This is a genomic window from Paracoccus shandongensis (assembly GCF_017315735.1).
GTDB lineage: Bacteria > Pseudomonadota > Alphaproteobacteria > Rhodobacterales > Rhodobacteraceae > Paracoccus > Paracoccus shandongensis.
Window position 1 is genome coordinate 1 of record NZ_JAFLRK010000002.1, and the last position, 23,999, is coordinate 23,999.

Consider the following 23,999-nt stretch of genomic DNA (forward strand, 5'->3'; position numbering starts at 1 on the left):
CCCGCAGCCGCGCCCCGCGCGCGCCCCGGGGCGAAAAGCCCGCCGCGCCGCGCGCGCCCCGGACGCGCCGCAAAGCGCCCGAGGGCGAGGGCAAGCCGGAAGAAACGCCCGCCGTCGGCGAGGAATAGGAAAGGGGCCGCGGGCTGTCAGCCGGCGGCCTTTTTCATCAGCCCTGGCGCGCGGCCTGCACCGCGCAGGCCAGCGCGCAGAAGCGTTCGAGGTCGATCTCCTCGGCCCGGGCGGTGGGCGGGATGCCGGCCTGTTCCAGCAGGGCCTCGATCTGCGGATGCAGCCCGCGCAGGGAGGCGCGCAGCATCTTGCGCCGCTGGTTGAAACCCGCGGCCGTCACCTGGGACAGGACCGCAGGGTCCGCCTGAAAGCGCGGCGCGGGCAGGGCGGTCAGGTGGACCACGGCGGAATGGATCTTGGGCGCGGGCACGAAGGCCTCGGGCGGGAGGGTCATGACGATGCGCGCATCCGCCCGCCATTGCGCCAGAAGCGCCAGGCGGCCATAGGCCTTGCTGCCGGGCGTGGCGACGATGCGTTCGGCGACTTCCTTCTGGAACATCAGCGTCAGCGATTGCCAGAAGGGCGGCCAGTCGGGCGGGGTCAGCCAGCGGATCAGCAGTTCGGTGCCGACATTGTAGGGCAGGTTCGCGGCCACGCGGATCGGCGGTGTCAGATGCGCCAGTGGGTCGATTTCCAGCGCATCGCCGTGGATCACCGTCAGGCGGCCCGGATAGCGGTCGGCGATTTCCTGAAGCGCGGGCAGGGCGCGGGCGTCCTTTTCGATGGCCAGGACATGGCGCGCGCCCTCGGCCAGCAACCCGCGCGTCAGCCCGCCGGGGCCGGGGCCGATTTCCAGCACGTCGCATTGCGTCATGTCGCCCGCCTGGCGCGCGATCTTGGCGGTCAGGTTCAGGTCCAGCAGGAAGTTCTGGCCCAGTTGCTTTTTCGCGCGCAGGTCATGGCGGGCGATCACGTCCCGCAGGGGGGGCAGGTTGTCGATGGTGCTCATCGTGGCGACCGCCGGGGGGCTGTCTGCCCCCCGGACCCCCCGAGGATATTTCCAGTCCAAAGCAGGATCATTTGCGGCTTTCCGCCATGTCGCGGGCCATGCGCAGGGCGGCGATGGTGGAGGCGGGATTGGCAAGGCCCCGGCCCGCGATGTCGAAGGCCGTGCCGTGGTCGGGCGAGGTCCGCACGAAGGGCAGGCCCAGCGTGACGTTCACCCCATTGTCGAAATCCAGCGTCTTGATCGGGATCAGCGCCTGGTCGTGATAGGCGCAGACCGCCGCGTCGTATCGCGCGCGCGCGGGGGCGTGGAACATCGTGTCGGCGGGCAGGGGGCCGGTCAGGTCCAGCCCCGCGGCCCGCAGGCGGTCCAGCAGGGGGGCGATGCGTTGGGTTTCCTGGCGGCCGATGGTGCCGCCCTCGCCCGCATGGGGGTTGAGGCCCGCGACTGCGATGCGCGGCGCGGGGATGCCGAAGTCGCGGATCAGCGCGGCATGGGTGATGCGGATCGCCTGTTCCAGCACGGCGTCGGTCAGGGCGGCGGGCACCTCCTGCAACGGGATGTGGATCGTCGCGGGAACCACGCGGCAGGGCGGTGTCACGGTGGTCGAGGCCAGCATCATCACCACCGGCACGTCGCCCGCCAGATGGGCCAGGTATTCGGTATGGCCGGGAAAGGCGAAGCCCGCGCCTTCCTTCAGCGCCTGCTTGCTGATGGGCAGGGTGCAGAGGCCCGCCGCCTGTCCGCGCATCACCAGATCCACCGCGCGGGCGATCACGTTGATGACGCCCGCCGCATTGGCGGGATCCGGGTGGCCCGGCGTGGCGGGGGCGGCGAAGTCGTGGCGCAGGACGGGCAGGTGGCCCGGGGGAACGGGATCACCGGGTGCCGCGATTTCGGTGAAGGCCGTGCCCGGCGGCAGGTGGCGCGGATCGCCCATCCAGGCGAAGTCCACGCCCGAGGCCAGCGCCTGCGGGGCCAGTTCCGGGCCGACGCCCGCGGGCTCGCCGCAGGTCAGGATGATGCGGCGGGGCGTCACGGGCGGCGGATGAGGGCTTCGGCGCGCAGCTCGGCCAGATAGGCCTCGGCTGCGGCATTGGCCTTGCGGTTGAAGATCTCGTCGCGGACGGCCTCGCGCGTGGGCAGGGCGTTCGTATCGGGCACCGCGGCCTCGACCCCGTCGTCGGGCAGGGCGGTGGTGGGCACCTCGGCCATGTCGGCCACAAGCGCGGGCTGGCGGGAACAGAGCATCACCAGATCCGCGCCATTGCCGTAATCGACCACGCCCGCCTCGTCCCGGTCCATCGTCGCCAGGCGTTGCCCGATCAGCGCGGGGATCGCGCCCTGCGGCACGGTCTGGCGCCGCACCTGGGGGGCGGCCTGTCCGGTCTGGACATAGAGGTCGTCGCAACTGCGCGTCCGGGCGGCCAGCGCCGCGGCCTCGGCCACGGAGGCCAGGCGCAGTGCCGCATAGTCGATCACCTGTTCCGTCGCGCCGGGCCGCAGCGTGCCCTGGCTGTCGCGCAGGTGGAACAGGACGACCGCGCCCTCGACCGTCAGGGGCTGCGTGGTCTGGCCGGGCCGCAAGCCGCTGATGATGGGGCGCAGGGCCGGAGGCAGGTTGTCGATGTTCACCCAGGCCAGCCGCCCGCCGGACTGCGCCGATTCGGCCGCCGAATACTGGCGGGCCGCAGCCTCGAATTCGTCCGAGGACAGATTCGCCCCGGCGATCTGGCGGCCCAGGTTCAGCGCCTGCTGTTCCTGGCCCGGGGGTGCGGGGATGATCAGTTCGGAAATCAGCACCCGCGACAGGATCGGCGTTTCGACGACGCGGCGCAGTTCCTGGTCCACCTCGGCGTCGGACACCTTGATGCGCGGCACCACCCGTTCGCGGATGACGGATCGCCAGACAAGCCCCGCGCTGACGAAATCGCGGTAGGCCTGGGGTTCCACGCCCGCGCGTTCCAGGGCGGCGGTGAATTCGGCCGCCGACAGGCCGGCGCGGCCCGCGAATTCCTCGAGCCCGTTTTGCAGGCCTTCCTCGGTCGGGACGATGCCCAGCTGGCGGGCGGCGTGGTTGCGCAGGCGGTCATCGACCAGGGCCTGCTGGGCTTCTTCGGCGGTGGTGCCGGGGGCGCCCAGGATCTGCATGAACTTCTGGCGCTGCGCGACCTCGTAGCGGGTGATGGCGGCGTTGTTGATATAGATCACCGGCTCGAACGGGTTCTGCGCCAGGATCGGCGCGGGCACCGCCGCCAGGGCTGCCGCCACCGCGAGGCCGGAAAGGAAATGCCGCATCTGCTGCCCCTTGGTTTCGTTTCTTGGCGCGAGATTAGCGCATACAGGACCGGCGCGCCACCGTGCCCGGAAAGTCTTCGGGACTGGCGCCGAAGCCGCCCAGGCGGACCGACAGGCCGACGCTGGTTTCGGGCCGCACGCTGTCCGAACTGGTGAAGCGGCGCGAGACGCCCATTTCCACCGTCAGGCATTCGTTGCGATAGGTCAGGTCCAGCGACGCCCGCTGCGCCTGGTCGGCCACGAAGTCATAGCGGGTTTCGGCGCTGCCCCACCAGCCCTGGCGGATCTGCCAGCCGACATTGGCGGCCAGTTCGCTGATGTCGGGAAGCTCGACCTCGGCCTGGGCATCGCCGTCAAGCCACAGGTGGCCCGCCGACAGTTGCAGGTCGTCGCGCAGCCAGCCAAGGCGCAATTCGTTGCGCGACATGTCAAGGTCGTCGTCGAACAAGGCCCGGTTGGCGATGGCAAGGCCCGTGCCGCTGTCATATTGGGCCGACACCAGCCAGTCGGACCGTGTGCCCCCCAGGGCCGATCCTTCGGGGAACCCTTCGTCCGGGTCGGCGCGCAGCACGCGGCCCCCGGTCAGGGCCAGGGACCAGCCCGCCGGGTCGATGCGCGTCCAGGTCACGCCCAGATTGGCGCGAAGCCCGCTTTCGCGCGCGTCCCAACCGGGGAAGCGGTTGGGGGAAAACAGGTTGCCCTCGTCGAACTCGATCAGGCGGCTGTCCTCGTTGGGAATGTCGTCGTCGCTGCCCGGGGGGGAATACAGGATCTGGGCCACGGGCTCGACCATGTGGGTGGCCCCGCCGGCCCCGCCGATCAGCGGCCAGCGCAGTTCCACCCCCACCATGGGATCGGCGCGGGCCACAAGGTCGTCATAGCGGCTGTCCTGGGCGATGCGGTAGATGTCGGCATCAAACCCCGCCAGGGCCGCGCCCAGCACGCCGCCGGGCAGGATCTCGCTGCGCCGCCAGTCGAGGCCCACCGAGGCGCGGGCCATGTCGCGGCCCAGTTCATCCTGGTTGGACGGGCGGCGATGGGCGTGGACGGACCATTCCAGCAGCGCCTGCCCGCCGATATGGCGGGGGGAAAAGCTGCGCTGCCAGATCACGTCGGCCACCTGGGCGGGCGAGGTGCTGTTGTTTTCGTCGTCGCGCAGGGAATGATAGTTGCCGACCCGCCCGAAGAACAGCTTGTCGCGGGTGATGCGTTCCAGGGTGAAGCCGCTCCACAGCCGGTCGGCCTCGGTGATGTCGTAGTCCAGCAGATAGCCCCGGTCGGATGCCGCCTGCACCTGCACGCCCAGGCGATAGCCGCGCGGCAGGTCCACCAGGGCGTTGCCGAAGACGTATCCGCGCGTCTCGCCCGGCTGGATGTCGTCGCGGCTGATCGCGCCGTTCCATTCGGTGACGGCGTTCGACCAGGCCTGGCGATAGCGCAGTTCCAGCGTCCGCGTCCGGCTGGCCGAGGCATAGGGCGTGACCGTCACGTCGGCACCATCGCCCAGGGTGACGAAATAGGGCAGCTTGATGCCGAAGCCCAGGCCGGATGTGGTGCGGAACTCGGGCCGCAGGAAGCCGGTGCGGCGTTCCACCGTGGGATCGGGCGCGGTCAGAGCGAAGGGCGCGGCGGCCAGGGGGACGCCGAAGGCGCGGAACTGCGGGTGGTCGAAGGTGATCAGCCGGGTTTCGGCGTCATGGGTGATGCTGCGGGCGCGGATTTCCCACAAGGGCGTCGGGTCGGACGCGCAGATCTGGCAGCTTGAGGCGACGACATGGCGCAGGTTGGTCATGCGCCCGTTGCCGGTGCGCGTCAGTTCCGTCGCGGCCAGTTGCAATTCGCGCGCCAGAACCAGCCGCGCGCCGCGGATGATGCCGTCCTGCAGTTCGCGGTCGAGCTGGCCCCCATCCGCGATCAGCACGGCCTCGGCCTCGGGGTCGGCGGCGCCGGGGCGGGACAGGTGGATCGGGCCCTCGATGGTCAGATCCCCCGAAGCCCCGTCCACGACGATGCGGGACGCCACCAGCCGCGCGCCCTGGTACCAGACGACCACGCCCCCCGCCGCGATCAGGGTCCGGTCGCCTTGCAGGACCATGCTGTCGGCCAGGACGGTCGCGGCATCGTCCGGGGGGCCGTCCACGGGACGGGCGGGCAGGGTCACGTCGGCATCCGGGGCCGTGGCCTCAAGCGCGGCGGCCCCGGGGGTGCGGTCGCCCAGGATGCTGTTGCCCAGGGGGGCGGCGGTGGGGGCCAAGGCGGCCTCGCCGGTCCAGCCCAGGGTGCCCGATCCGCTGACGCTGCCCGCGCCAAGGCCCGGATCCCGGGTCAGCACCGTCTGCCCCCAGGCCAGGGACGGCAGCATCACGCCCAGGGCGCAGAGTTTCAGCACGCGCGCTTTCATCCATCCTCCCGCGCCAGGATCAGCGCCATGGCCAGAAGCCCGCCCACCAGCGGCGGCGTCCAGCCCGCCAGCCAGGGCGGCACCTGCCCGTTGTCGCCCAGAACCTGCGCCAGGTTGCGCAGGAAGAACAGCCCGATCCCCGCGCCGAAGGCCAGCAGCACCGCGCCGCCGGTGTTGCGGCCGCGCACATGCTGCATGGTGAAGGCCGCCGCGATCAGCACCATGGCGGCCATCAGGAAGGGCCGCGCCAGTTCCATCTGCAGCCAGACCTTGTGGCGCGCGGCCGAAAAGCCCGCCCGTTCCAGCCCCGCGATGAAGCCCGGCAGGTTCCAGACCGGCACCGCCTCGGGGCGGCCGAAGCCTTCGCGGATGCGCTGCGCGGTCAGGTCGGACGCCAGCTCCATCCCCGGGGCGGCGGTGACGGCGGCCCCGGGATTGGCCTTTGTCAGGGGATAGTCGCGCACATCGGTCAGTTCCCACTTGCCGGGAACCAGCCGGGCCTCTCCGGCCTCGACCCGGCGGACGGGGCCCAGGGTTTCGTCGAAGACCATGAAGGTCGCGTCGTAAAGCGTGGTCGCGTCCGGGCTGGCGCGGCGGGCGCGGATGACGATCTGGCCCGCTTCCTGGGTGCCCTCGACCACGGCCTGGCGCAGCCAGACGGCGCTGTCGCCCACCGACACGGTCTGGCGGCTGTTGCGGTCGATCCGGGCCACCGCCTTGTCGAAGCGGTCCCCGGTCACGGCCACCAGCGGGTTCAGGAAGGCCACGCTCAGCACCCCCACCAGCACCGCCGTGATCGCGGGCGCCGTCACCACCTTCAGCGCCGACCGCCCGGATGCGCGGATCGCCACCATTTCGGACGTGCGGGCCAGGTTCAGGAACAGCGCGATCCCCGCCAGCACCGTCAGCAGCGGCAGGATCGAATAAAAGCTGGAGGCCACGTTCAGCGCCGCCAGCCCGAAGGCCCCGCCCAAGCCGATGTCGCGGTCGGCGAATCGGCGGATCATCTCGATCATGTCGATCAGCAGCAGGATCAGCCCGAACACCCCCGCGATGGTCAGGAAGGACCGCAGGAAGCGCCGCGCGACATAGCGGGCCAGGATCATGCGGCGGCCCCCCGATGCTTCAGGCGGCGCGGCCTGCCCGCCAGCCACAACAGCCCGCAGCACAGCGCGGCCCCGATCAGGGCGGGCAGGTAGAGGACCGGCCACAGCGACGGGTCGCGCCCGGCCTGGTTGGCGGCGGCATTGGTCAGGAACTGCACCACGATCAGCCCCCCGATCGCCCACAACACCTGCCGCCAGACGCCAAAGCGGGAATAGCCGCCGATCAGCAGGGTGGCGAAGCCGATCATCGCGGCGATGGGCGACAGCAGGGGTTGGGCGATCCGCTCATGCGCCTCTCGCCGGGCGTCCTGGGGGCTGGCGCCGGTCGCGGCCAGCAGGGCGGCGTCGGGGTTCAGCAGGCGCAGCGTCCCGTAATCACGCAGGTCGCGTCCCTTCTGCCCGCCGCCGGTCAGCATCGCGCCGATGTCATAGCTGAATTCGTCGAACCGCGTCACCGCCAGCGCCTGCCGGTTCCCCGTCTGGCGCAGGTTCTGCGACATGCCCCGCAGCAGGATCAGCACGGGGCCGGTGTCCGCGCGCACGACCAGGGCTTCCTCGGAGGTGTAGATCACCTGGTTCGCCGGATTGCGCGCGTCCTCAATGAACAGGTCCAGCAGGCGGCCGTCGGTGGCGATGGCGCGGATGAACAGCGTGATGCCATCCGCCGGATACTGGAAGGTGCCGGGGCGCAGGAACTGCTCGGTCACGTCCTGGGCCAGTTCCGCCTGCCGGTCGGCCAGCCGGGCGCGGGCCAGGGGCACCAGCCCGTGGACCAGCACCGCGACCATCAGACCCACGAAGACGCCGAAGACCAGCACCGGCCGCGCCAGCCGCCAGGGCGACAGCCCCGCCGCCTGCATCGCCACCAGTTCCGATTCCCCCGACATCCGGTTGGTGCCATAGGCCGTGGCGGCAAAGGCCGCGACCGGAAGGACGACCGAGATCACCAGGGGCAGCGTCAGCGCCGTGAATTCCAGCACCACCAGCGCGGTCTGCCCGTCGGAAAGAAGATCGTCGAACAGGCTGACGGCGCGGTTGATCCAGTAGATCGACACCAGCACCAGCGCGAAAAAGCCGAACAGCGTCAGCAACTGGCCAAGAATATAGCGGTCGATCCGGGGCATGTCGCGGGGTTGTCCTTGGCGGCAGTCACATCCTTGCTTAGCGGCAAGGGCGGCTCTGGAAAAGGGTGCGCGGGGCGTCTAGGCTTTCTTCCGCAGAATGATGAGGACGCCATGACCCACCCTGTCGAGATCACCTTCACCGACACCGCCGCCGACCGGCTGGCCAGCCATGAAGGGCGGGTGGCGCTGATCGTCCAGCCCGGGGGCGACCTGCCGCCGGGCCTGCCGGACGCGGCCCGCCAGGCGGCGCAGCGGGCGATGGGATCGAAGGCGGGCAAGGCGCTGAAGCCCGGCGCGGCGCTGGAACTGGCCTTTCCGGCGGGAATGGCGGCGGATGCGCTGATGCTGGTCGCGCTGCCTGACGATGCCGGCGTGGCGCAGGCGCGCAAGGCGGGCGCGGCCATCGGCGCCAAGCTGGGCAAGCTGCATACCCTGGTCCTGGCGGGCGCGCATCCGCTGGCGAACGAGGTCGCGCTTGGCATCGCCCTGCGGGGATATGACTTCTCGGTCTATCAGACCAAGCCGTCCGAGGACGGCGAGGCAGCGGGCGCCGACCCGATCCCGCAAAGCATCACCCATGGGGCGGACAATGCCGTCCTGGCCGACGCCCAGGCCGACAGCGCCCCGGAAACCCCGGACGAGCCGGTCAGCGAAAAGGCCCGCGTGACCTTCATGTCCGACGATCCCGAGGCCCTGGCGAAATCCGCCCAGGACGCGGCGGCGGTGGCCGAGGGCGTGTTCTTCACCCGCGACCTGGTGAACGAACCCGCCAACGTCCTGACCACCACCGACTTCGCCGACCGCCTGAAGGCGATGGAGGAGATCGGCCTGACCGTCGAGGTGCTGGAGGAAGACCAGCTTGCCGACCTGGGGATGCGCGCGCTGCTGGGCGTGGGGCAGGGGTCCGAAAGCCCGTCCAAGGTCGTGGTGATGCGCTGGAACGGCGGCGGGGACGAGGCGCCCTTGGCCCTGGTCGGCAAGGGCGTCGTCTTCGACACCGGCGGCATTTCCATCAAGCCCGCGGCGGGGATGGAGGAGATGACCATGGACATGGGCGGAGCGGGCGTCGTGGCGGGCGTCATGCGCACCCTGGCCCTGCGCCGCGCGCGCGCCAATGTGGTGGGTCTGGTCGGGCTGGTGGAAAACATGCCCGACGGCAAGGCCCAGCGTCCGGGCGACATCGTGCGGTCCATGAAGGGCGACACGATCGAGGTGATCAACACCGACGCCGAGGGCCGGTTGGTCCTGGCCGACGTGCTGTGGTATGCGCAGACCCGCTTCAACCCATCCGCCGTGATCGACCTTGCGACGCTGACCGGGGCCGTGATCATCGCGCTTGGCCATGACAACGCGGGCGTCTTCGCCAATGACGACCAGCTTGCCGACAGCATCCTGGCCGCCGCCCGGGCCGAGGGCGAGGGCGCCTGGCGCCTGCCCCTGGGCCAGCCCTATGACAACCTCATCAAGTCGCGCCTGGCCGACATGAAGAACACCGGCGGGCGCGCGGCCGGATCCATCACGGCGGCGCAGTTCCTGCAACGCTTCATCCGCAAGGGCACGCCCTGGGCGCATATCGACATCGCGGGCGTGGCCCTGCCGCCCTCGGCCACGGACCTGGCGCCCAAGGGCGCGACCGGCTGGGGGGTGATGACGCTCGACCGCCTGATCCGCGACCGGTACGAGGGCAAGTGACGCCCCATGGGCAACGCGCTGTTCTATCACCTGACCCGCTCGCCCGCCGAAAGCCTGTTGCCCACGCTGATCGGCAAGTCGCTGGCGGCGGGCTGGCATGTGGAACTGCGCGGCACCGATCCCGCCCGGATGGAGCGGCTGGATCTGCATCTGTGGCAAGGCGACGGCTTTTTGCCGCACGGCCTGGCGGGCGGGCCGCATGACGCGCGCCAGCCCGTGCTGCTGACGCTGGCCGGGCAGGGGGCCGCGAACGCCCCCGCCTGCCTGATGGCACTGGACGGGGCCGAGGTGACGGCGGCGGAATGCGAAGGGCTGGAACGCGCCTGCATCATCTTCGACGGCGGTGATGCCGGTGCCACCGCCCGGGCGCGCGACCAGTGGCGGGTGCTGACCGGGGCGGGGGTGGCGGCAGAATACTGGTCCGAGGAATCGGGCCGGTGGGAACGCAAGCGGTAGGCCGGATTGGCGAAAGCACCGTTGGGCGGGACGGGATCAGGAAACGCATGGGTTTCCCCCGCCCGCGATGCGACGGTGCCACCAAAGACGCAGCCGGATGACCACAAGAGGCCAGCGCCTGCCCGGGCGGCGCTGGCCTCTGGGCCCTCCTCGGCGAAAGCCATTGCCGCTGCCATGTCACGGCATCGTCGTCTGCACCGCCGGGCCTGTCGTGGTGGCGCGCCGCACCGTCTTTGGTTCAGCCCGCGCAACAGGCCAGGCAAAACGCATCCGTTCCTTGGTTCCGCCCGTGATGAGCCGCGACACTTTCGCTCTTGCGCAGCAGGGACCGCATCGGGCATCGCTTGAGGCCATGCGCCGTCTGATCCATCAGCCCTGGAGCCTGGCCTTCATCGGCCTGCTGATCCTCGCCCTGGTGGCGGGCATGGCCGCGCGCGCCGTCCCGTCCGAGATGGAGTTGCGGCTGCAGGCCTGGGTCATGGCGGGCGGGTCGCTGGACGACCTGTGCGGTGATCACGGGGCGGGCCACAAGGACGGGCATTGCCCCCTTTGCACCCTTGCCGCCCCGACCGGCCTGCCGCCCGTCACCCCGTCCCTGCGCGATGCCGACCGGCGCATCCTGGCCCGGATCGTCCTGCCGCAGATGCGCCGGGCCATGGGCCATGCGCGCGATCCCGCGGTCCCGAAACGCGGCCCGCCCGCCCTGACCTGAGTCAAAGCCGCCGCCCTGCAAGGGCGGCCCATGCCCTTTGGTCTTTCAGGTCTTGCCCATGTCCCATGTCGCCGATCCCACGCGGGCCGTTCCCGCCCGCAGCGCGCTGCGCCCGTTCCTTGTGCGGATGCACTTCTATATCGGGCTGTTCGTCGGCCCCTTCATCTTCGTCGCGGCCCTGACCGGGCTACTTTACGTTCTGACCCCGCAGATCGAAGCCTGGCTGTATCGCGACGCGCTTTACACCGACAGCACCGGCCCGGCGCGCAGCCTGGCCGATCAGGCCGGGGCCGCGCGGGATGCCCTGGGCACGGATCTGGCCGTCTCGGCCGTGCGCCCCGCCCCCGCGCCGGGCGCCACGACGCGGATCATGTTCTCGGACCCCTCGTTGGGCGAATCGGAAAACCGCACGCTATTCGTCGATCCCGCCACGCTGGAGATTCGGGGCGAGCTGACCACCTATGGCACCAGCGGCATCCTGCCCTTCCGCATCGCGCTGGACTATCTGCACCGCAGCATGATGCTGGGCAGTTTCGGGCGCTATTACAGCGAACTGGCCGCAAGCTGGCTGTGGGTCGCGGTGCTGGGCGGGATCGCCTTGTGGGCCACCGGGCCGCGCCGCCGCGCCGTGGCCGCCATGCCCGCCCCGCAGCGCCGCCGCTGGCTGCATTCCACCATCGGGGCCGTGCTGTCGCTGGCGTTGCTGTTCGTGTCGCTGACCGGGCTGACCTGGTCGCAACAAGGGGGCGCACGGTTCCAGGCGTTGCAGGACCGGCTTGGCTGGAACACGCCCTCGGCCAGTGCGGCGCTTGAGGGGCCTGCGATGGCCGCGTCGGACCATGCCGATCATGCGGGCCACGGTTCCGCCATTCGCGAGGACCGGCTGGACCAGCTGGACGCCGTGGCCGCCGCCGCCCGCGCGGGCGGCCTCGATTCAGCCCTGATGGAGATCCGCCTGCCCAAGCCCGGCCAGGCCTGGACCGTGCGCGAATACGACCGCAGCTGGCCCACCCAGGTCGATACCGTGGCGATCCACCCCGAGACGTTGCAGATCACCAGCCGCGCCGATTTCGCGAACTTCACCCTCATCCCCAAGCTGATCCGCTGGGGCATCGACGCGCATATGGGCGTCTTGTTCGGGGTGGCGAACCAGATGCTGATGGCGGCGCTTGCTGCCGGGCTGATGGTGATGATCGTCCTGGGCTACCGCATGTGGTGGGCGCGCCGTCCCGCGGCGGGCGAGCCGTTTTGGCAAAGCTGGCGGCGCCTGTCCGCCGGTCAACGGGTGCTGTGGGCGTTGCTGGCGATGGCGCTTGGCTGGGCGCTGCCGGTGCTGGGGGTCAGCCTGGCCTTTTTCCTGGCAGTGGATCTGCTGCGGATGCGGCGGGCCGATCACGCCGCCGCGTGACCGGCAAGCCTTGCGTGCAGGTCGGCGCGGCGCAGGCTGGCCTTGGGGCCAGCCATCACCGCGCGGCCGCGTTCCAGGACCAGGAAATCGTCGCCCAGATCCCAGGCGAAGTCGAAGAACTGCTCGACCAGCACGATGGCCATGTCGCCCCGGTCCCGCAGACCGGCGATGACGCGACCGATCCCTGCGATGATGTTGGGCTGGATCCCCTCGGTCGGCTCGTCCAGCAGCAGGACGCGCGGCCGGGTGATCAGCGCGCGGGCGATGGCAAGCTGCTGCTGCTGGCCGCCCGACAGGTCGCCGCCACGCCTGTGTGCCATCTCGGCCAGGACGGGGAAGCTGTCGAAGATCTCGTCAGGGATGCGGCGGTCAACGCGGGGCAGGCAGGCAAAGCCCGTCTCCAGGTTCTCGCGCACGGTCAGCATGGGGAAAATGGCGCGGCCCTGCGGAACATAGCCCACGCCCATCCGCGCCATCTGTTGCGCGGTGATCCGGCCCAGCTCGCGCCCCTCGAAACGCAGGGTGCCGCCCGACCGGGGATGCCGCCCGGCCAGCAGGTTCATCAGCGAGGTCTTGCCCACGCCGTTGTTGCCCATCACGCAGGTTATGGTTCCGGGGCGGGCGCTGATGTCGATCCCGTGCAGGATCTGGCTGCCGCCGTAATGCAGGGTCAGGTTGGTGGCTTCCAGCATCTTCAGCGCCCCAGATAGACGTCGATCACGTCGGGATTGCGGGTCACATGGTCCAGGGAACCTTCCGCCAGGACCGCCCCCTGGTGCAGCACCGTCACCTTGCAGTTCAGGCGCCGCACGAAGTCCATGTCATGTTCCACCACCACCACCGCGCGGGTTTCGGCCAGCCGCACCAGCAGCGCGGTGGTCTGTTCGCGTTCGGCCAGGGTCATGCCGGCGGCCGGTTCATCGACCAGCAGCAGGCGCGGGGCCGAGGCCAGCAGCATCCCGATTTCCAGCCATTGCTTTTGCCCATGCGACAGCTCGCCCGCCTTGCGCGCGACCTGGGCGGCCAGGCCCACCTCGGAGGCCAGCTCCGCGACCCGCGCCGCCGAGGCGCGCGACGGACGCCAGCCCAGCACCGCGAAGGGATTGCGGCTGGCCTTCAGCGCCATGGTCAGGTTTTCCGCGACCGTCTGGTCCTCGAACACCGTGGGGCGCTGGAACTTGCGGCCGATGCCTTCGCGGGCGATCTGCGCCTCGTTCAGGCGCAGCAGGGATTTGGGTGGCGTGCCCCATGTCACGTCGCCCTTGTCGGGACGGGTCTTGCCGGTGACGATGTCCATGAAGGTGGTCTTGCCCGCGCCGTTGGGACCGATCACGGCGCGCAGTTCGGCGGGACCGATGCTGAAGGACAGGTTGTTGATGGCCCGGAACCCGTCGAAGCTGACCGAGATGCCGTCCACCTCCAGCAGCGCGCTCATGCCTTGGCCTCCTTGGCGTGGTGTTCGGGGGAAGGGGAGCGGGGCGGGCCGATCCGGTCCACGACCCCCGCGATGCCCTTGGGTGCGAACAGCGTGACCAGAACGAAGCCGATCCCAAGCGCCACCTGCCACCAGTCCACCCAGTTGATCGTGTATCCCGGCAGGTGGACCGCGGGCGCGCGCCCCCCGGTGAACCAGCTTGACAGCAGCGACACCACGACCGCCCCGATGATCGCGCCATAAAGCCTGCCGCGCCCGCCGATGGCGACCCAGACCGCCAGATAGATCGAGGCGATGGGCATCAGTTCCGCCGGGTTGATGATTCCCGCCTGCGGGTAATAGAGCGCCCCGGCGATGGCGGTGATCATCGCGGCAAGCGTGAAGACCACCAGCTTGAAGCCCTCGACTGGGTAGCCCAGGAAGCGCACGCGGGTCTCGTCGTCGCGGATGGCGCCGACCACGCTGCCGAACTTGCCGCTGACCAGCCAGGCGGCCAGGACATAGGCCAGCGCCAGGGCCAAGGCCGAGCCCCAGAGGAACCAGACCGACAGTCTGGCCTGATCCACCGCCTCCAGGCCGGGGATGTTCTGCAATCCCGACAAGCCGTTGTTGCCGCGAAAGCCGCTGTCGTTCTGGAACAGCCACAAGGCCAGCGCCAGCGTCATCGCCTGCGTCAGGATCGAGAGATACACCCCGTTCACCCGGCTGCGGAACGCGAGCCAGCCGAAGACCAGGGCCAGCAGGCCGGGCACCGCGACGACCAGCAGCAGTTGCAAGGGCAGCGAATGGGCGGAGGACCAGACCAGCGGCAGGTCCGCCGACCCCACGACGCCGAAGATCTGGTTGGCGACGCCTTCCTGCAACTCGGCAGGCGTCGGCGGGATCGGGTTCTGCGCCAGGCTGGCCGCGACGATGGTTTCCGTGCGCGCATACATCAGCCATTGACCGATCAGGTATCCGCCAAGGGCGAAGAACGCCATCTGCCCCAGCGACAGGATGCCCAGGTATCCCCAGACCAGGTCCATGGCGATGGCGGCCAGCGCCAGGCACAGCGTCTTGCCCAGCACCTTCACAGTCGAGGTCGGGATGACGCCGCTGCCATAGGCCTGGCTCAGCAGGGTCACGGCGACGGTAAAGACCGCCAGCACGGCCAGCACGACCAGGATCGAGGGATTGCGCAGGATGAAGGGTTGGGGGGTCATTTATGCCTCTGCCGCGCGGCCGCGTTGCGGAATGATGCCGCGCGGGCGGAACTGGATGAAGATGATGATGAACAGGATCATGAAGGTCTGCGCGGCCAGCGTGTTCGCCGGATTCAGGAACTCGATCACCTTGGACAGCCCGCCGATCAGGCCCGCGCCCGCCAGCGTGCCCCAGATGGTGCCGACGCCGCCCACCACCACGGTCATGAAGCTTTGCACGATGTATTGCTGGCCCAGTTCCGACGTGACCTGCGCGAACAGCCCGATGGCCACGCCCGCGATCCCCGCAATCCCGGACCCTAGGCCAAAGGTCATCATGGCGATGCGGTCGGGGTTGATCCCCATGGATGCCGCCATGCCGGGGTTCTGGGTCACGGCGCGGACCTCCAACCCCAGGCGGGTGCGCTTCATGATGAACAGGAACAGGCCCAGGAACAGCAGGGCCAAGACAAAGATCGCCACCCGGATCGACGAGATCGAGATCACGTCGTTGACCGTGATCGCGCCTTCCAGCCAGGCGGGCGCGGTCAGCGGACGGGCCTGCGTGCCGAAGATGTTCTTCGCCAGTTGCTGCAGCGCGATGGAGACGCCGAAGGTCGCCAGCAGCGTTTCCAGCGGACGCCGGGCCAGGTGGCGGATCACCAGCCGATAGAGAGCCACCCCCGCGCCGAAGGTCACGGCGAAGGCCAGTGGCAGCGCCACGACCAGCGACAGGGTGCGGTCGGCGATCAGCGTCTGGACCGCGTAGCCTGTATAGGCGCCCATCATGATGAATTCGCCATGCGCCATGTTGATGACGCGCATCACGCCGAAGGTGATCGCCAGCCCGATCGCCGCCAGGAAATAGATCGAGGCCAGCGACAGCGCGTCCAGCCCCAGGTCGATGCCGGTCATCGCCGCCAGCCGCACCTGCGCGCGGACCTGCGCGGCGCGGGCGGCGTCGGTCACGGCGCTGTTCGGTTCGGCATAGGTTTCAAAGAAGCGGTAGGCCTTGATGGCCGCGTCGGCCTCGGCATCCGTGGCGGCGGGGGGAACGGCGCCTGCGGCCTCCAGCGCCTCATAGGCGCGGTCGCGTGCGGCTTGGTCGGAGAGATCCGCGACGGGGATGCCCGCGACGGCACCGTCCACGATATGGGCGGCCAGGGCGTTGCGCTGGTCGGCAGGGGTCAGGCGGGGTTGCAGGACGCCTTGGCTGGTCAGCAGGGCGATGGCGGCCTCGCGCGGGAAGTCGGCCTCGCCCACCGTCAGTTCGCGGGCGATGTTGGCCTGGGGTTCGGCGGGCGCGGCGACGCGGGCCGTCGCCAGCAGCGGGTTCAGCGCGGCGCGGAAATCGAGGCCCACGTCGCCTGCCATCCCCTCGATGGCCCTGACACGGGCGGCGGGGTCGGGATCGAAGCGGATCGCCAGCAGGCTGGTGACGCGCGCGCGCTGCGCGGCCAAGGCAGGATCCGCTTCAGGGGCGGCGGCGCGCAGGGCGGCAAGGTGGTCCGCCGTGCCGTCGCGGGCGATGGAGGCAAGCGCGGCGGCGCGGCGGGCGGGGTCGGGGCTGGAAATCTCGCCCGCGACCAGGGCCGAGTCGATGACACCCCGCACCCCGGAATTGGGGCGCAGCATCCGGGGGTCGGCATCCGGCACCGCCGCGCCGGTCGCGGCATCGGTGGCGCTGTCGCTGTCCACGATCAGCAGTCGGCCGTCCTCGGTCACCCCAAGCGCGCGGTTCGTCCAGGCGGACAGCAGCGCCAGCCCCTCGGGTCCGGTGGCGGCGATCTGCGCCACCAGCGGTTCCACCGAGCGGCGCGAGGGCTTTTCGATCTGGTCCAGGTTGTCGGCAATGACCGCCTCAAGCGCGGGGTTCGCCGTGGCGGGCGCGGCAAGGCACAGGGCGGCAAGAAGAACGATCAGCGGGCGGATCATGGGCGCGTTCCCGAAATAGGGGGGCGGCGGACCGCCCCCGTCAGGTCAATAGTTCGACTGGACCTGCACGCAGCTGTTCGTCTGGGTGTTGAACATGCCGCAGTCCTTGCCGGGCCAGTCGGCCTCCAGCTTGGCCGATTCCGGCAGGAAGTCGGTCCAGGCGTCGCCCGGCACCGGCTCGGTCTGGCTGACGATGTCGAACTGGCCGTCCTCGCGGATTTCCCCGATCAGGACGGGCTTGGTCAGGTGGTGGTTCGGCAGGACCGTGGCGGTGCCGCCGGTCAGGTTCGGAACTGTGATGCCGACGATGGCGTCCAGCACGGGATCCACCTCCGTGGTGCCGGCCTTTTCGACCGCCGCGACCCAGGCGTTGAAGCCGATCACCGTGGCTTCCATCGGGTCGTTGGTCACGCGCTTGTCGTCGCCGATGAAGGTCTTCCATTCCTTGATAAAGGCGGTGTTGGCGTCCGACTCGGCGGTCTGGAAATAATTCCAGGCGGCCAGGTGGCCGACCAGGTTCGCGGTGTCCAGGCCCGCCAGTTCCTCCTCGCCCACCGAAAAGGCCATGACCGGGATGTCGTCGGCGCTGACGCCCGCCGCCGCCAGTTCCTTGTAGAAGCCCACATTGGCATCGCCGTTGATGGTGGAGACGACGCCCACCTTCTTGCCGTCCGCGCCAAGCGCCACCACGTCGGCCACGATCCTGGACCAGTCGGAATGGCCGAAGGGGGTGTAGTTGACGAAGATGTCGCCTTCCGCCACGCCCTTGGATTTCAGATAGGCGTCCAGGATGTTGTTCGTGGTGCGCGGATAAACGTAATCTGTGCCCAGAAGCGCCCATTTCTCGACGCCCAGTTCCTCGGCCATGTAGTCCACCGCCGGGATCGCCTGCTGGTTCGGCGCGGCACCGGTATAGATCACGTTCCTGGACGATTCCTCGCCTTCGTACTGGACGGGATAGAACAGCAGGCCGTTCAGTTCCTCGATCACCGGCAGGACGGATTTCCGCGACACGCTGGTCCAGCAGCCGAAGATCGCGTCCACGTCGCTGACGGTCAGCAGTTCGCGCGCCTTTTCGGCGAACAGCGGCCAGTCGGAGGCGGGGTCCACGACCACGGCTTCCAGCGGGCGGCCCAGAAGCCCGCCCTTGGCGTTCTGCCGTTCGACCATCATCAGGACGGTGTCCTTCAGCGTGGTTTCGGAAATCGCCATGGTGCCCGACAGCGAATGCAGCACGCCGATCCTGATCGGCTCGCCCTCTTGCGCCATCGCGCCGGTTGCCCATGCCATGGCGGTGGTCAGCGCCAGCATCGCGGACAGTTTCTTCATCATCACCTTCCCCGGCCGTTCGGCCCTGTGTCCCTGTTGTTCGCGGTGAAGGCGCGGGGCCTTCGCAGGTGCAGCAAGCCGGGTTTTCGGCCGGCTGAACAGGAATCAAGCAGGTCTGGGGTGGGCGATGCGGAAAGTGGTCGGGGCGCGGGCAGGTTGCCGGGCAGATGCCCGCGCGGAAGGCAGCTTCAGACCGCGCGGGGCTGCAAGCCGCCCTGGTCGATCAGGAAATCGACGATGTCCTGCACGCCCCTGCCGTGGCGCAACTGCGCCATGACCACCGGGCGGGCACCGCGCGCGGCGCGCGCATCCGACTCCAGTAGCGTGGCATCCACGCCCACATGGGGGGCAAGGTCGGTCTTGTTCACCACCAGCAGGTCCGACCGCGCCAGGCCGGGGCCGCGCTTGCGGGGGATGTCCTGGCCGGCGGCGGTGTCGATCACATAGATCGTCAGGTCCGCCAGTTCCGGCGAGAAGGTCGCGGCCAGGTTGTCGCCGCCCGATTCGATCAGGATCAGGTCAAGGTCGGGAAAGGCCGCGTTCAGATCGGCGATGGCGGCCAGGTTGATGCTGGCGTCCTCGCGGATGGCGGTATGGGGGCAGCCGCCGGTTTCCACGCCCCGGATGCGGTCCCGAGGCAAGACCTGGGCGCGCATCAGGGCCTCGGCGTCCTCTCGGGTATAGATGTCGTTGGTGATCACCGCCATGGACAGGCGCGGGGCCAGGGCGCGGGCCAGTTGTTCGGTCAGCGTGGTCTTGCCCGCGCCGACGGGGCCGCCGATGCCGACGCGGAGGGGACCGTTATGGCTCATGATCGGAAAATCCTGACGGGCATGGTTTCGTGGCGCATGGCGGCGATCTCCGCGCCCCAGGCGGTGCTGGCAAGGTCGTCGGCGGTTGCCTGGGCGGCGCGGGCCGCGGCGGCAAGGATCGCGGGTTGCAGGGCGGCCAGCATCCGCTGCCCCTCGACCGGACCGAGGGGCATGAACCGCACGGCTGCGGAAATCAGCGCGGCGGCCTGGGCTTGCAGGAAGGCCGCGAGGATTTCCGCGTGCGGCAGGGGCAGCGCGGCGCAGGCGCGGCCGAAGGCCACGGGCAGGGCGGCGGGGGGCTGCGCCCGGCCGGTCAGGGCGGCGACGGTGGCGGCGAAGGCGGTGCCCTGTTCCACCGTCTCGGCCAGGCGCTGCGCGGTCAGGCAGGCGGCGCGGGCCAGGTCGTCCAGGGCCGCGTGATCCGTGGCGCGCAGCGACAGCGCCACCAGCACCGCGTCCGTCCAGCCCGCGCCGTGGTCCAGCCAGTCGGCCAGCCACAGGGGCAGGGTCGCGCGGGTGACAAGCCCCTGGTCCATCGCCCATTCCAGGCCCTGCGACCAGGCAAAGCCGCCCACCGGGAAGGCGGGCGACAGGATCTGGGCCAGGTGCAGGCGCGCGGCCTCAGTGGTGATGGGCGGACAAGGGGGAATGGTCGTGGCCGTTGGCAGGAGGATGGTCATGGGCGTGATCGTCCGAAGCCCCGTGCGAATGCCCGAAGGTCCGCCCATGGCCATAGGCGCCGCCTTCCGGGCGGAAGGGCAGGGCCTTGTGGCAGATCTCGGCCCCCAGCTTGCGCAGCATCGCCTCCAGCACGTGGTCCTGGCGGATGACCAGGCGGTCTGCCTCGATCCGGCAGGGGGTGTGGCGGTTGCCGATGTGCCAGGCCAGGCGCGCCAGATGGCCGCGGATCACCATCACGGGTTCGGGTTTGGCGCGCACCACGACCTGGCGGCCGTCGGACAGTTCAAAGGCGTCGCCGTCCTCCAGGCTGGTCACTTCGGGCAGGTCCACCAGGAAATCGCCCGCCGCGCAGGACAGCTTCCTGCGCCGCATCAGGCGGCCTTCGTAATCCAGCGAAACTTCCCCGTCAAAAGGGGCGGGGGCGTTGCGGATGATGCGGGTGGCGGTGATCATGGGGGGTCCTCCTTCTTAGTAGAGGAAATAGCGTTGTGCCATGGGAAGTTCCCTTGCAGGCTCGCAGGTTAACAATTGTCCATCGGCGCGGACCTCGTAGGTTTCAGGGTCCACCGCGATGGCGGGCATGGCGGCGTTCAGGACCATGTCGGCCTTGCCGATGGACCGGGTGTTCCCGACGGCGATCAGGGTCTTGTCGAGGCCGTCCGCCGCGCCCGCGTCCAGCCCCGCCTTGCTGACGAACAGCGCCGATGCCCGGCCCGTATGCCCCCACATCGGGCGGCTGAAGATCGGCTGCACGGGGATGGATCCGTTGGGATCGCCCATCTGCGCCACGCTGATCTGGCCGCCGACCAGCACCATTTCCGGCTTGACGCCGAAGAAGGCGGGGGACCACAGCACCAGGTCGGCGCGCTTGCCGGGGGTGACGCTGCCGATATGGGCCGACACGCCATGCGCGATGGCCGGGTTGATCGTGTATTTGGCGATGTAGCGCCGGGCGCGCAGGTTGTCGTTCTGGCCCTGCTCCTCGGGCAGGCGGCCGCGCTGGCGGCGCATCTTGTCGGCGGTCTGCCAGGTGCGGATGATCACCTCTCCGATCCGGCCCATGGCCTGGCTGTCCGAGGAAATGACGCTGAACGCGCCCAGGTCGTGCAGGATGTCCTCGGCGGCGATGGTTTCGCGTCGGATGCGGGATTCGGCGAAGGCCACGTCCTCGGGCACCCGGCGGTCGAGGTGATGGCAGACCATCAGCATGTCGAGATGCTCCTCGACCGTGTTGGCCGTATAGGGCCGCGTCGGGTTGGTGGACGAGGGCAGGACATTGCCCATCCCCACCATGCGGATGATGTCGGGGGCGTGCCCGCCGCCCGCGCCCTCGGTGTGATAGGCATGGATGGTGCGGCCCGCGATGGCGGCCATGGTATCCTCGACAAAGCCCGATTCGTTCAGCGTGTCGGTGTGGATCATCACCTGCACGTCCATCCTGTCCGCCACGGTCAGGCAGGTGTCAATGGCGGCGGGGGTGGTGCCCCAGTCCTCGTGCAGCTTCAGCGCGCAGGCGCCCGCGCGGATCTGTTCCTCCAGCGGTTCGGGGCGCGAGGCATTGCCCTTGCCCGCGATGCCGATGTTCACCGGCAGGTCGGCGCAGGCTTCCAGCATCCGGGCGATGTGCCAGGGGCCGGGGGTGCAGGTGGTGGCAAGCGTCCCGTGCGCGGGCCCGGTGCCGCCGCCCAGCAGGGTGGTGACGCCCGAATGCAGCGCATGGTCCACCTGCTGCGGGCAGATATAGTGGATGTGGCAGTCAAAGCCGCCGGGCGTCAGGATGCGCCCCTCGCCCGCGATGATTTCCGTGCCGGGACCGATGACCAGCGTGACGCCCGGCTGCGTGTCGGGGTTGCCCGCCTTGCCGATGCCCGCGATGCGCCCGTCCCGCAGGCCCACATCGGCCTTGGTGATGCCTTGGTGATCAAAGATCACGACGCCGGTGATGACCGTGTCCATGGCGCCGCCTTCGCGCGTCACCTGGGACTGGCCCATGCCGTCGCGCACGACCTTGCCGCCGCCGAACTTCACCTCCTCGCCGGGGATGGTCAGGTCGCGCTCGACCTCGATCAGCAGGTCGGTATCGGCCAGGCGGATGCGGTCGCCGGTGGTGGGGCCGTAGAGGGCCGCGTAATCGGCGCGGGAAAGATTTAGTCCCATGATCACCTTATCGTGAGGGTTTCACACCTAAGCTTTTGAAATGAAGCTAAGAGAAGCGGACGTCGTGCGAACAAACAGGTGACGGTCAGCAACATATGGTTCTATTGGGAAGGTTGCCGAAATCGCTCTGAATTAGGTGACTAATGTCAAATGTAGAATTCGCTCTCACGGTTGTCTCAATTGCCCTAAGTGCTGTTATGGCAATTGGTAAGTTCCGTGGTTGGTTCTGACCCATTTACAGCGCCCCCATCACGGCTTTCCGAAACCCCTGCACCACGCGGTCGCCCGCGAAGGGGATCAGGCGGACCTCGCGGGACTGGCCGGGTTCAAAGCGGACGGCGGTGCCGGCGGGGATCGACAGGCGCATCCCGCGCGCGGCGGTGCGGTCGAAGTCCAGCGCCGGGTTGGTCTCGGCGAAGTGGTAATGGCTGCCGACCTGGATCGGGCGGTCGCCGGTGTTGGCGACCATGAGGGTAACCGGATCGCGGCCCTGGTTCAGGGTGATCTCGCCGGGGGCGGGCAGGATTTCGCCTGGAATGATCTGGCGGATCATTCAGGCCCCCATCGCCAGCGCCAGGCCCGCCACGGCGGTGCCGCCGCCCAGGGCGCGCAGCAGGGCGCCATGGTTCAGGGCCTTGCCCGCGACGATGCCCGCCCCGTGCAGCGCCAGGGTGGCCAGCGCAAAGCCCGCCGCATAGGCTGCCAGCCCCTGCGCCGGGCCTTCCGCGCCATGCGCCCAGCCATGGGCAAAGCCGAAGACCGCCGCGCCCGGCACCAGCAGCGCCAGCGGCGGGCGCGCGGCCATCGCCACCAGCGCGCCCAGGATGATGACCGAGGCCAGGATCATCGGCTCGACCCCCGGGAAGGGCAGCCCGGCGACGCCCGCAAGCCCGCCCGCGATCATGCTGCCCACGAAAGCGCAAGGCAGCGCCCCCATCGCCCGCCCGCCGATCTGGGCCGCCAGCAGGCCAAGCGCCACCATCGCCAGCAGGTGATCGGTCCCGCCGACGGGGTGGGCCAGGCCGCTGAGGAACTGGCCCTGGTCGTGGGAACCGACATGGGCCAGGGCGGCTTGGGGCAGCAGGGCGGCGACAAGAACAATCTTCTTCATTCAGGCCTCGTGGCGGATGGGGTGGTGGACGGTGACAAGCTTGGTGCCGTCGGGAAAGGTGGCCTCGACCTGCACGGACTCGATCATTTCGGGGATGCCGGGCATGCACTGGTCCGCCGTGATCACATGCGCGCCCGCCCCCATCAGGTCGGCGACCGTGCGGCCGTCGCGCGCGCCCTCGACCACGAAATCGGTGATCAGCGCGATGGCCTCGGGGTGGTTCAGCTTGACGCCGCGGGCCAACCGGTTGCGGGCCACCATCGCGGCGACCGAGACCAGCAGCTTTTCGCGTTCGCGGGGGGAAAGATTCATCGTCAGACCTGCCAGATGCGGGGAAGGGGATCGGGGCGCAGGGCTGTCAGCAGCCGGTTGACCTGCCGCCGCAGGGGCCAGTCGTCGCGGGCAAGGCAGCGGATCACCAGGCGGCCCGGCGGGGCGCTGGCGGCACCCGTGACGCCCGGCTCGTCCAGGACGGCGCGGGCCGTGCCCAGCAGGTCGGACGCATGGGGCGCGACCATCGCCAGCGTCGCCAGGCAGCGCGCGCCATCCAGCAGGGCGGGACCGGCCAGCCGGGGCAGGGCCGCGTCGTCCAGCGCCATGGCGTCGTGATGAACCACGCGCCCCGCCCGCCGCACCACGCGGCGGTCGCGCAGGTGCAGGCGGCGGGGTTGCTCGCCCATGGCGAGGCGGCCCAGCACGATCATGTCCAGCAGCAGGCAGCCCGCGCCGGGGGCCAGATCCACCGCCGTTTCGCGATCCAGCCGCGCGCCGTCGAACAGGATGGTGTCCTGCGGCAGCCAGTCGAGCCAGCCGTTCTCGCCCACCGTCATGCGGACCTTGGCGCGCGCCGGATCATCCTCGGCGCGATAGGCCCGTTCCGCCGTCTGCGTCGTGGCAAGCGCACGCGCCCCGGGCCGCAGCGTGACCGCGAAGGACAGCCGGTCGCCGGACGCCAGCCCGCCCGAGGTGTTGAGAAACACGATCTCGGGCAATCCCGCCGTCACGCGCGGCAGCATCGCCTTGGCCGAACCCGCTTGCGCCAGATCGACCAGCCCGCGCGGCCCCATGACCACATGCGCGGCGCCCGTGCTGCGCTGGAGAAGGGGCGAGGGAGAGGCGGCGTCGAACATGCCCCGAGGGGGCGTT

General features: G+C 69.8%; 23 protein-coding genes. 4 read left to right on the forward strand and 19 right to left on the reverse strand.

The genetic code is table 11. The features are described from left to right. Positions 1–166: 166 nt before the first annotated feature. The 6 genes from rsmA to lptF all read right to left on the reverse strand — a co-directional run bounded on the left by rsmA (position 167) and on the right by lptF (position 7,944). Complete coding sequence (gene rsmA / locus JX613_RS02440; protein ID WP_207099874.1) at positions 167–1,018, reverse strand: 16S rRNA (adenine(1518)-N(6)/adenine(1519)-N(6))-dimethyltransferase RsmA; 852 nt, start codon at positions 1,016–1,018, stop codon at positions 167–169. Positions 1,019–1,085: 67 nt separating this feature from the next. Next, complete coding sequence (gene pdxA, locus JX613_RS02445) at positions 1,086–2,054, reverse strand: 4-hydroxythreonine-4-phosphate dehydrogenase PdxA (RefSeq protein WP_207099875.1); 969 nt, start codon at positions 2,052–2,054, stop codon at positions 1,086–1,088. Further along, positions 2,051–3,313, reverse strand: coding sequence for a peptidylprolyl isomerase (locus tag JX613_RS02450; protein ID WP_207099876.1), 1,263 nt, complete (start codon positions 3,311–3,313; stop codon positions 2,051–2,053). Before JX613_RS02450 ends, pdxA begins: the two co-directional genes overlap by 4 nt. Positions 3,314–3,347: 34 nt before the next feature. Next, positions 3,348–5,714, reverse strand: coding sequence for an LPS-assembly protein LptD (locus tag JX613_RS02455; protein WP_237168307.1), 2,367 nt, complete (start codon positions 5,712–5,714; stop codon positions 3,348–3,350). Then, complete coding sequence (gene lptG / locus JX613_RS02460) at positions 5,711–6,820, reverse strand: LPS export ABC transporter permease LptG (RefSeq protein WP_207099877.1); 1,110 nt, start codon at positions 6,818–6,820, stop codon at positions 5,711–5,713. The genes JX613_RS02455 and lptG overlap by 4 nt, the downstream gene beginning before the upstream one ends. Continuing rightward, on the reverse strand, positions 6,817–7,944 hold the full coding sequence (gene lptF / locus JX613_RS02465) for an LPS export ABC transporter permease LptF (RefSeq protein WP_207099878.1): 1,128 nt from the start codon (positions 7,942–7,944) through the stop codon (positions 6,817–6,819). The genes lptG and lptF overlap by 4 nt, the downstream gene beginning before the upstream one ends. 111 nt (positions 7,945–8,055) lie before the next feature. Here lptF and JX613_RS02470 point away from each other — a divergent pair, with 111 nt between their 5' ends. The 4 genes from JX613_RS02470 to JX613_RS02485 all read left to right on the forward strand — a co-directional run bounded on the left by JX613_RS02470 (position 8,056) and on the right by JX613_RS02485 (position 12,212). Next, positions 8,056–9,636 (forward strand): leucyl aminopeptidase, encoded by a 1,581-nt coding sequence (locus JX613_RS02470; protein ID WP_207099879.1) that lies wholly within the window; start codon positions 8,056–8,058, stop codon positions 9,634–9,636. Between the two features lie 6 nt (positions 9,637–9,642). After that, entirely contained in the window at positions 9,643–10,092 is a 450-nt protein-coding gene (locus tag JX613_RS02475) for a DNA polymerase III subunit chi (RefSeq protein WP_207099880.1), read from the forward strand. A 352-nt stretch (positions 10,093–10,444) separates the two neighbouring features. After that, on the forward strand, positions 10,445–10,804 hold the full coding sequence (locus JX613_RS02480; protein ID WP_207099881.1) for a hypothetical protein: 360 nt from the start codon (positions 10,445–10,447) through the stop codon (positions 10,802–10,804). A 58-nt stretch (positions 10,805–10,862) separates the two neighbouring features. Beyond that, positions 10,863–12,212 carry a PepSY-associated TM helix domain-containing protein gene (locus tag JX613_RS02485; RefSeq protein WP_207099882.1) on the forward strand — a complete coding sequence of 450 codons (1,350 nt, stop codon included), beginning with the start codon at positions 10,863–10,865 and terminating at the stop codon, positions 12,210–12,212. Here JX613_RS02485 and urtE read toward each other — a convergent pair. The 13 genes from urtE to JX613_RS02550 form a co-directional block, all read right to left on the reverse strand. After that, a complete protein-coding gene (gene urtE, locus JX613_RS02490; protein ID WP_207099883.1) occupies positions 12,197–12,904 on the reverse strand; it encodes an urea ABC transporter ATP-binding subunit UrtE in 708 nt (235 codons plus the stop codon). The two genes, JX613_RS02485 and urtE, sit on opposite strands and share 16 nt — an antisense overlap. A 2-nt stretch (positions 12,905–12,906) precedes the next feature. Continuing rightward, positions 12,907–13,647 (reverse strand): urea ABC transporter ATP-binding protein UrtD, encoded by a 741-nt coding sequence (gene urtD, locus JX613_RS02495; protein ID WP_207099884.1) that lies wholly within the window; start codon positions 13,645–13,647, stop codon positions 12,907–12,909. Further along, positions 13,644–14,849 carry an urea ABC transporter permease subunit UrtC gene (gene urtC / locus JX613_RS02500; RefSeq protein ID WP_207099885.1) on the reverse strand — a complete coding sequence of 402 codons (1,206 nt, stop codon included), beginning with the start codon at positions 14,847–14,849 and terminating at the stop codon, positions 13,644–13,646. Before urtC ends, urtD begins: the two co-directional genes overlap by 4 nt. Further along, on the reverse strand, positions 14,850–16,763 hold the full coding sequence (gene urtB, locus JX613_RS02505; protein ID WP_237168308.1) for an urea ABC transporter permease subunit UrtB: 1,914 nt from the start codon (positions 16,761–16,763) through the stop codon (positions 14,850–14,852). Positions 16,764–16,808: 45 nt separating this feature from the next. Then, positions 16,809–18,092: an urea ABC transporter substrate-binding protein gene (urtA, locus tag JX613_RS02510; protein WP_207099886.1), complete on the reverse strand. Its 1,284-nt coding sequence runs from the start codon at positions 18,090–18,092 to the stop codon at positions 16,809–16,811. A gap of 188 nt (positions 18,093–18,280) precedes the next feature. After that, a complete protein-coding gene (gene ureG, locus JX613_RS02515; RefSeq protein ID WP_207099887.1) occupies positions 18,281–18,904 on the reverse strand; it encodes an urease accessory protein UreG in 624 nt (207 codons plus the stop codon). Next, positions 18,901–19,584, reverse strand: a complete 684-nt coding sequence (locus tag JX613_RS02520) for an urease accessory protein UreF (protein ID WP_207099888.1) — start codon at positions 19,582–19,584, stop codon at positions 18,901–18,903. Before JX613_RS02520 ends, ureG begins: the two co-directional genes overlap by 4 nt. Then, complete coding sequence (locus JX613_RS02525) at positions 19,526–20,038, reverse strand: urease accessory protein UreE (RefSeq protein ID WP_207099889.1); 513 nt, start codon at positions 20,036–20,038, stop codon at positions 19,526–19,528. The genes JX613_RS02520 and JX613_RS02525 overlap by 59 nt, the downstream gene beginning before the upstream one ends. Positions 20,039–20,053: 15 nt before the next feature. Next, the gene (gene ureC / locus JX613_RS02530) at positions 20,054–21,742 is read right to left on the reverse strand and encodes an urease subunit alpha (protein ID WP_207099890.1); all 1,689 of its coding nucleotides are present in this window, start codon (positions 21,740–21,742) and stop codon (positions 20,054–20,056) included. 235 nt (positions 21,743–21,977) lie between these two features. Then, positions 21,978–22,283: an urease subunit beta gene (locus tag JX613_RS02535; protein ID WP_207100099.1), complete on the reverse strand. Its 306-nt coding sequence runs from the start codon at positions 22,281–22,283 to the stop codon at positions 21,978–21,980. 12 nt (positions 22,284–22,295) lie between these two features. After that, positions 22,296–22,853 carry a HupE/UreJ family protein gene (locus tag JX613_RS02540; RefSeq protein WP_207099891.1) on the reverse strand — a complete coding sequence of 186 codons (558 nt, stop codon included), beginning with the start codon at positions 22,851–22,853 and terminating at the stop codon, positions 22,296–22,298. Continuing rightward, the gene (locus JX613_RS02545; protein WP_207099892.1) at positions 22,854–23,165 is read right to left on the reverse strand and encodes an urease subunit gamma; all 312 of its coding nucleotides are present in this window, start codon (positions 23,163–23,165) and stop codon (positions 22,854–22,856) included. It lies immediately after the preceding gene. Between the two features lie 2 nt (positions 23,166–23,167). Further along, positions 23,168–23,983, reverse strand: a complete 816-nt coding sequence (locus tag JX613_RS02550) for an urease accessory protein UreD (protein WP_207099893.1) — start codon at positions 23,981–23,983, stop codon at positions 23,168–23,170. Between the last annotated feature and the right edge of the window lie 16 nt (positions 23,984–23,999).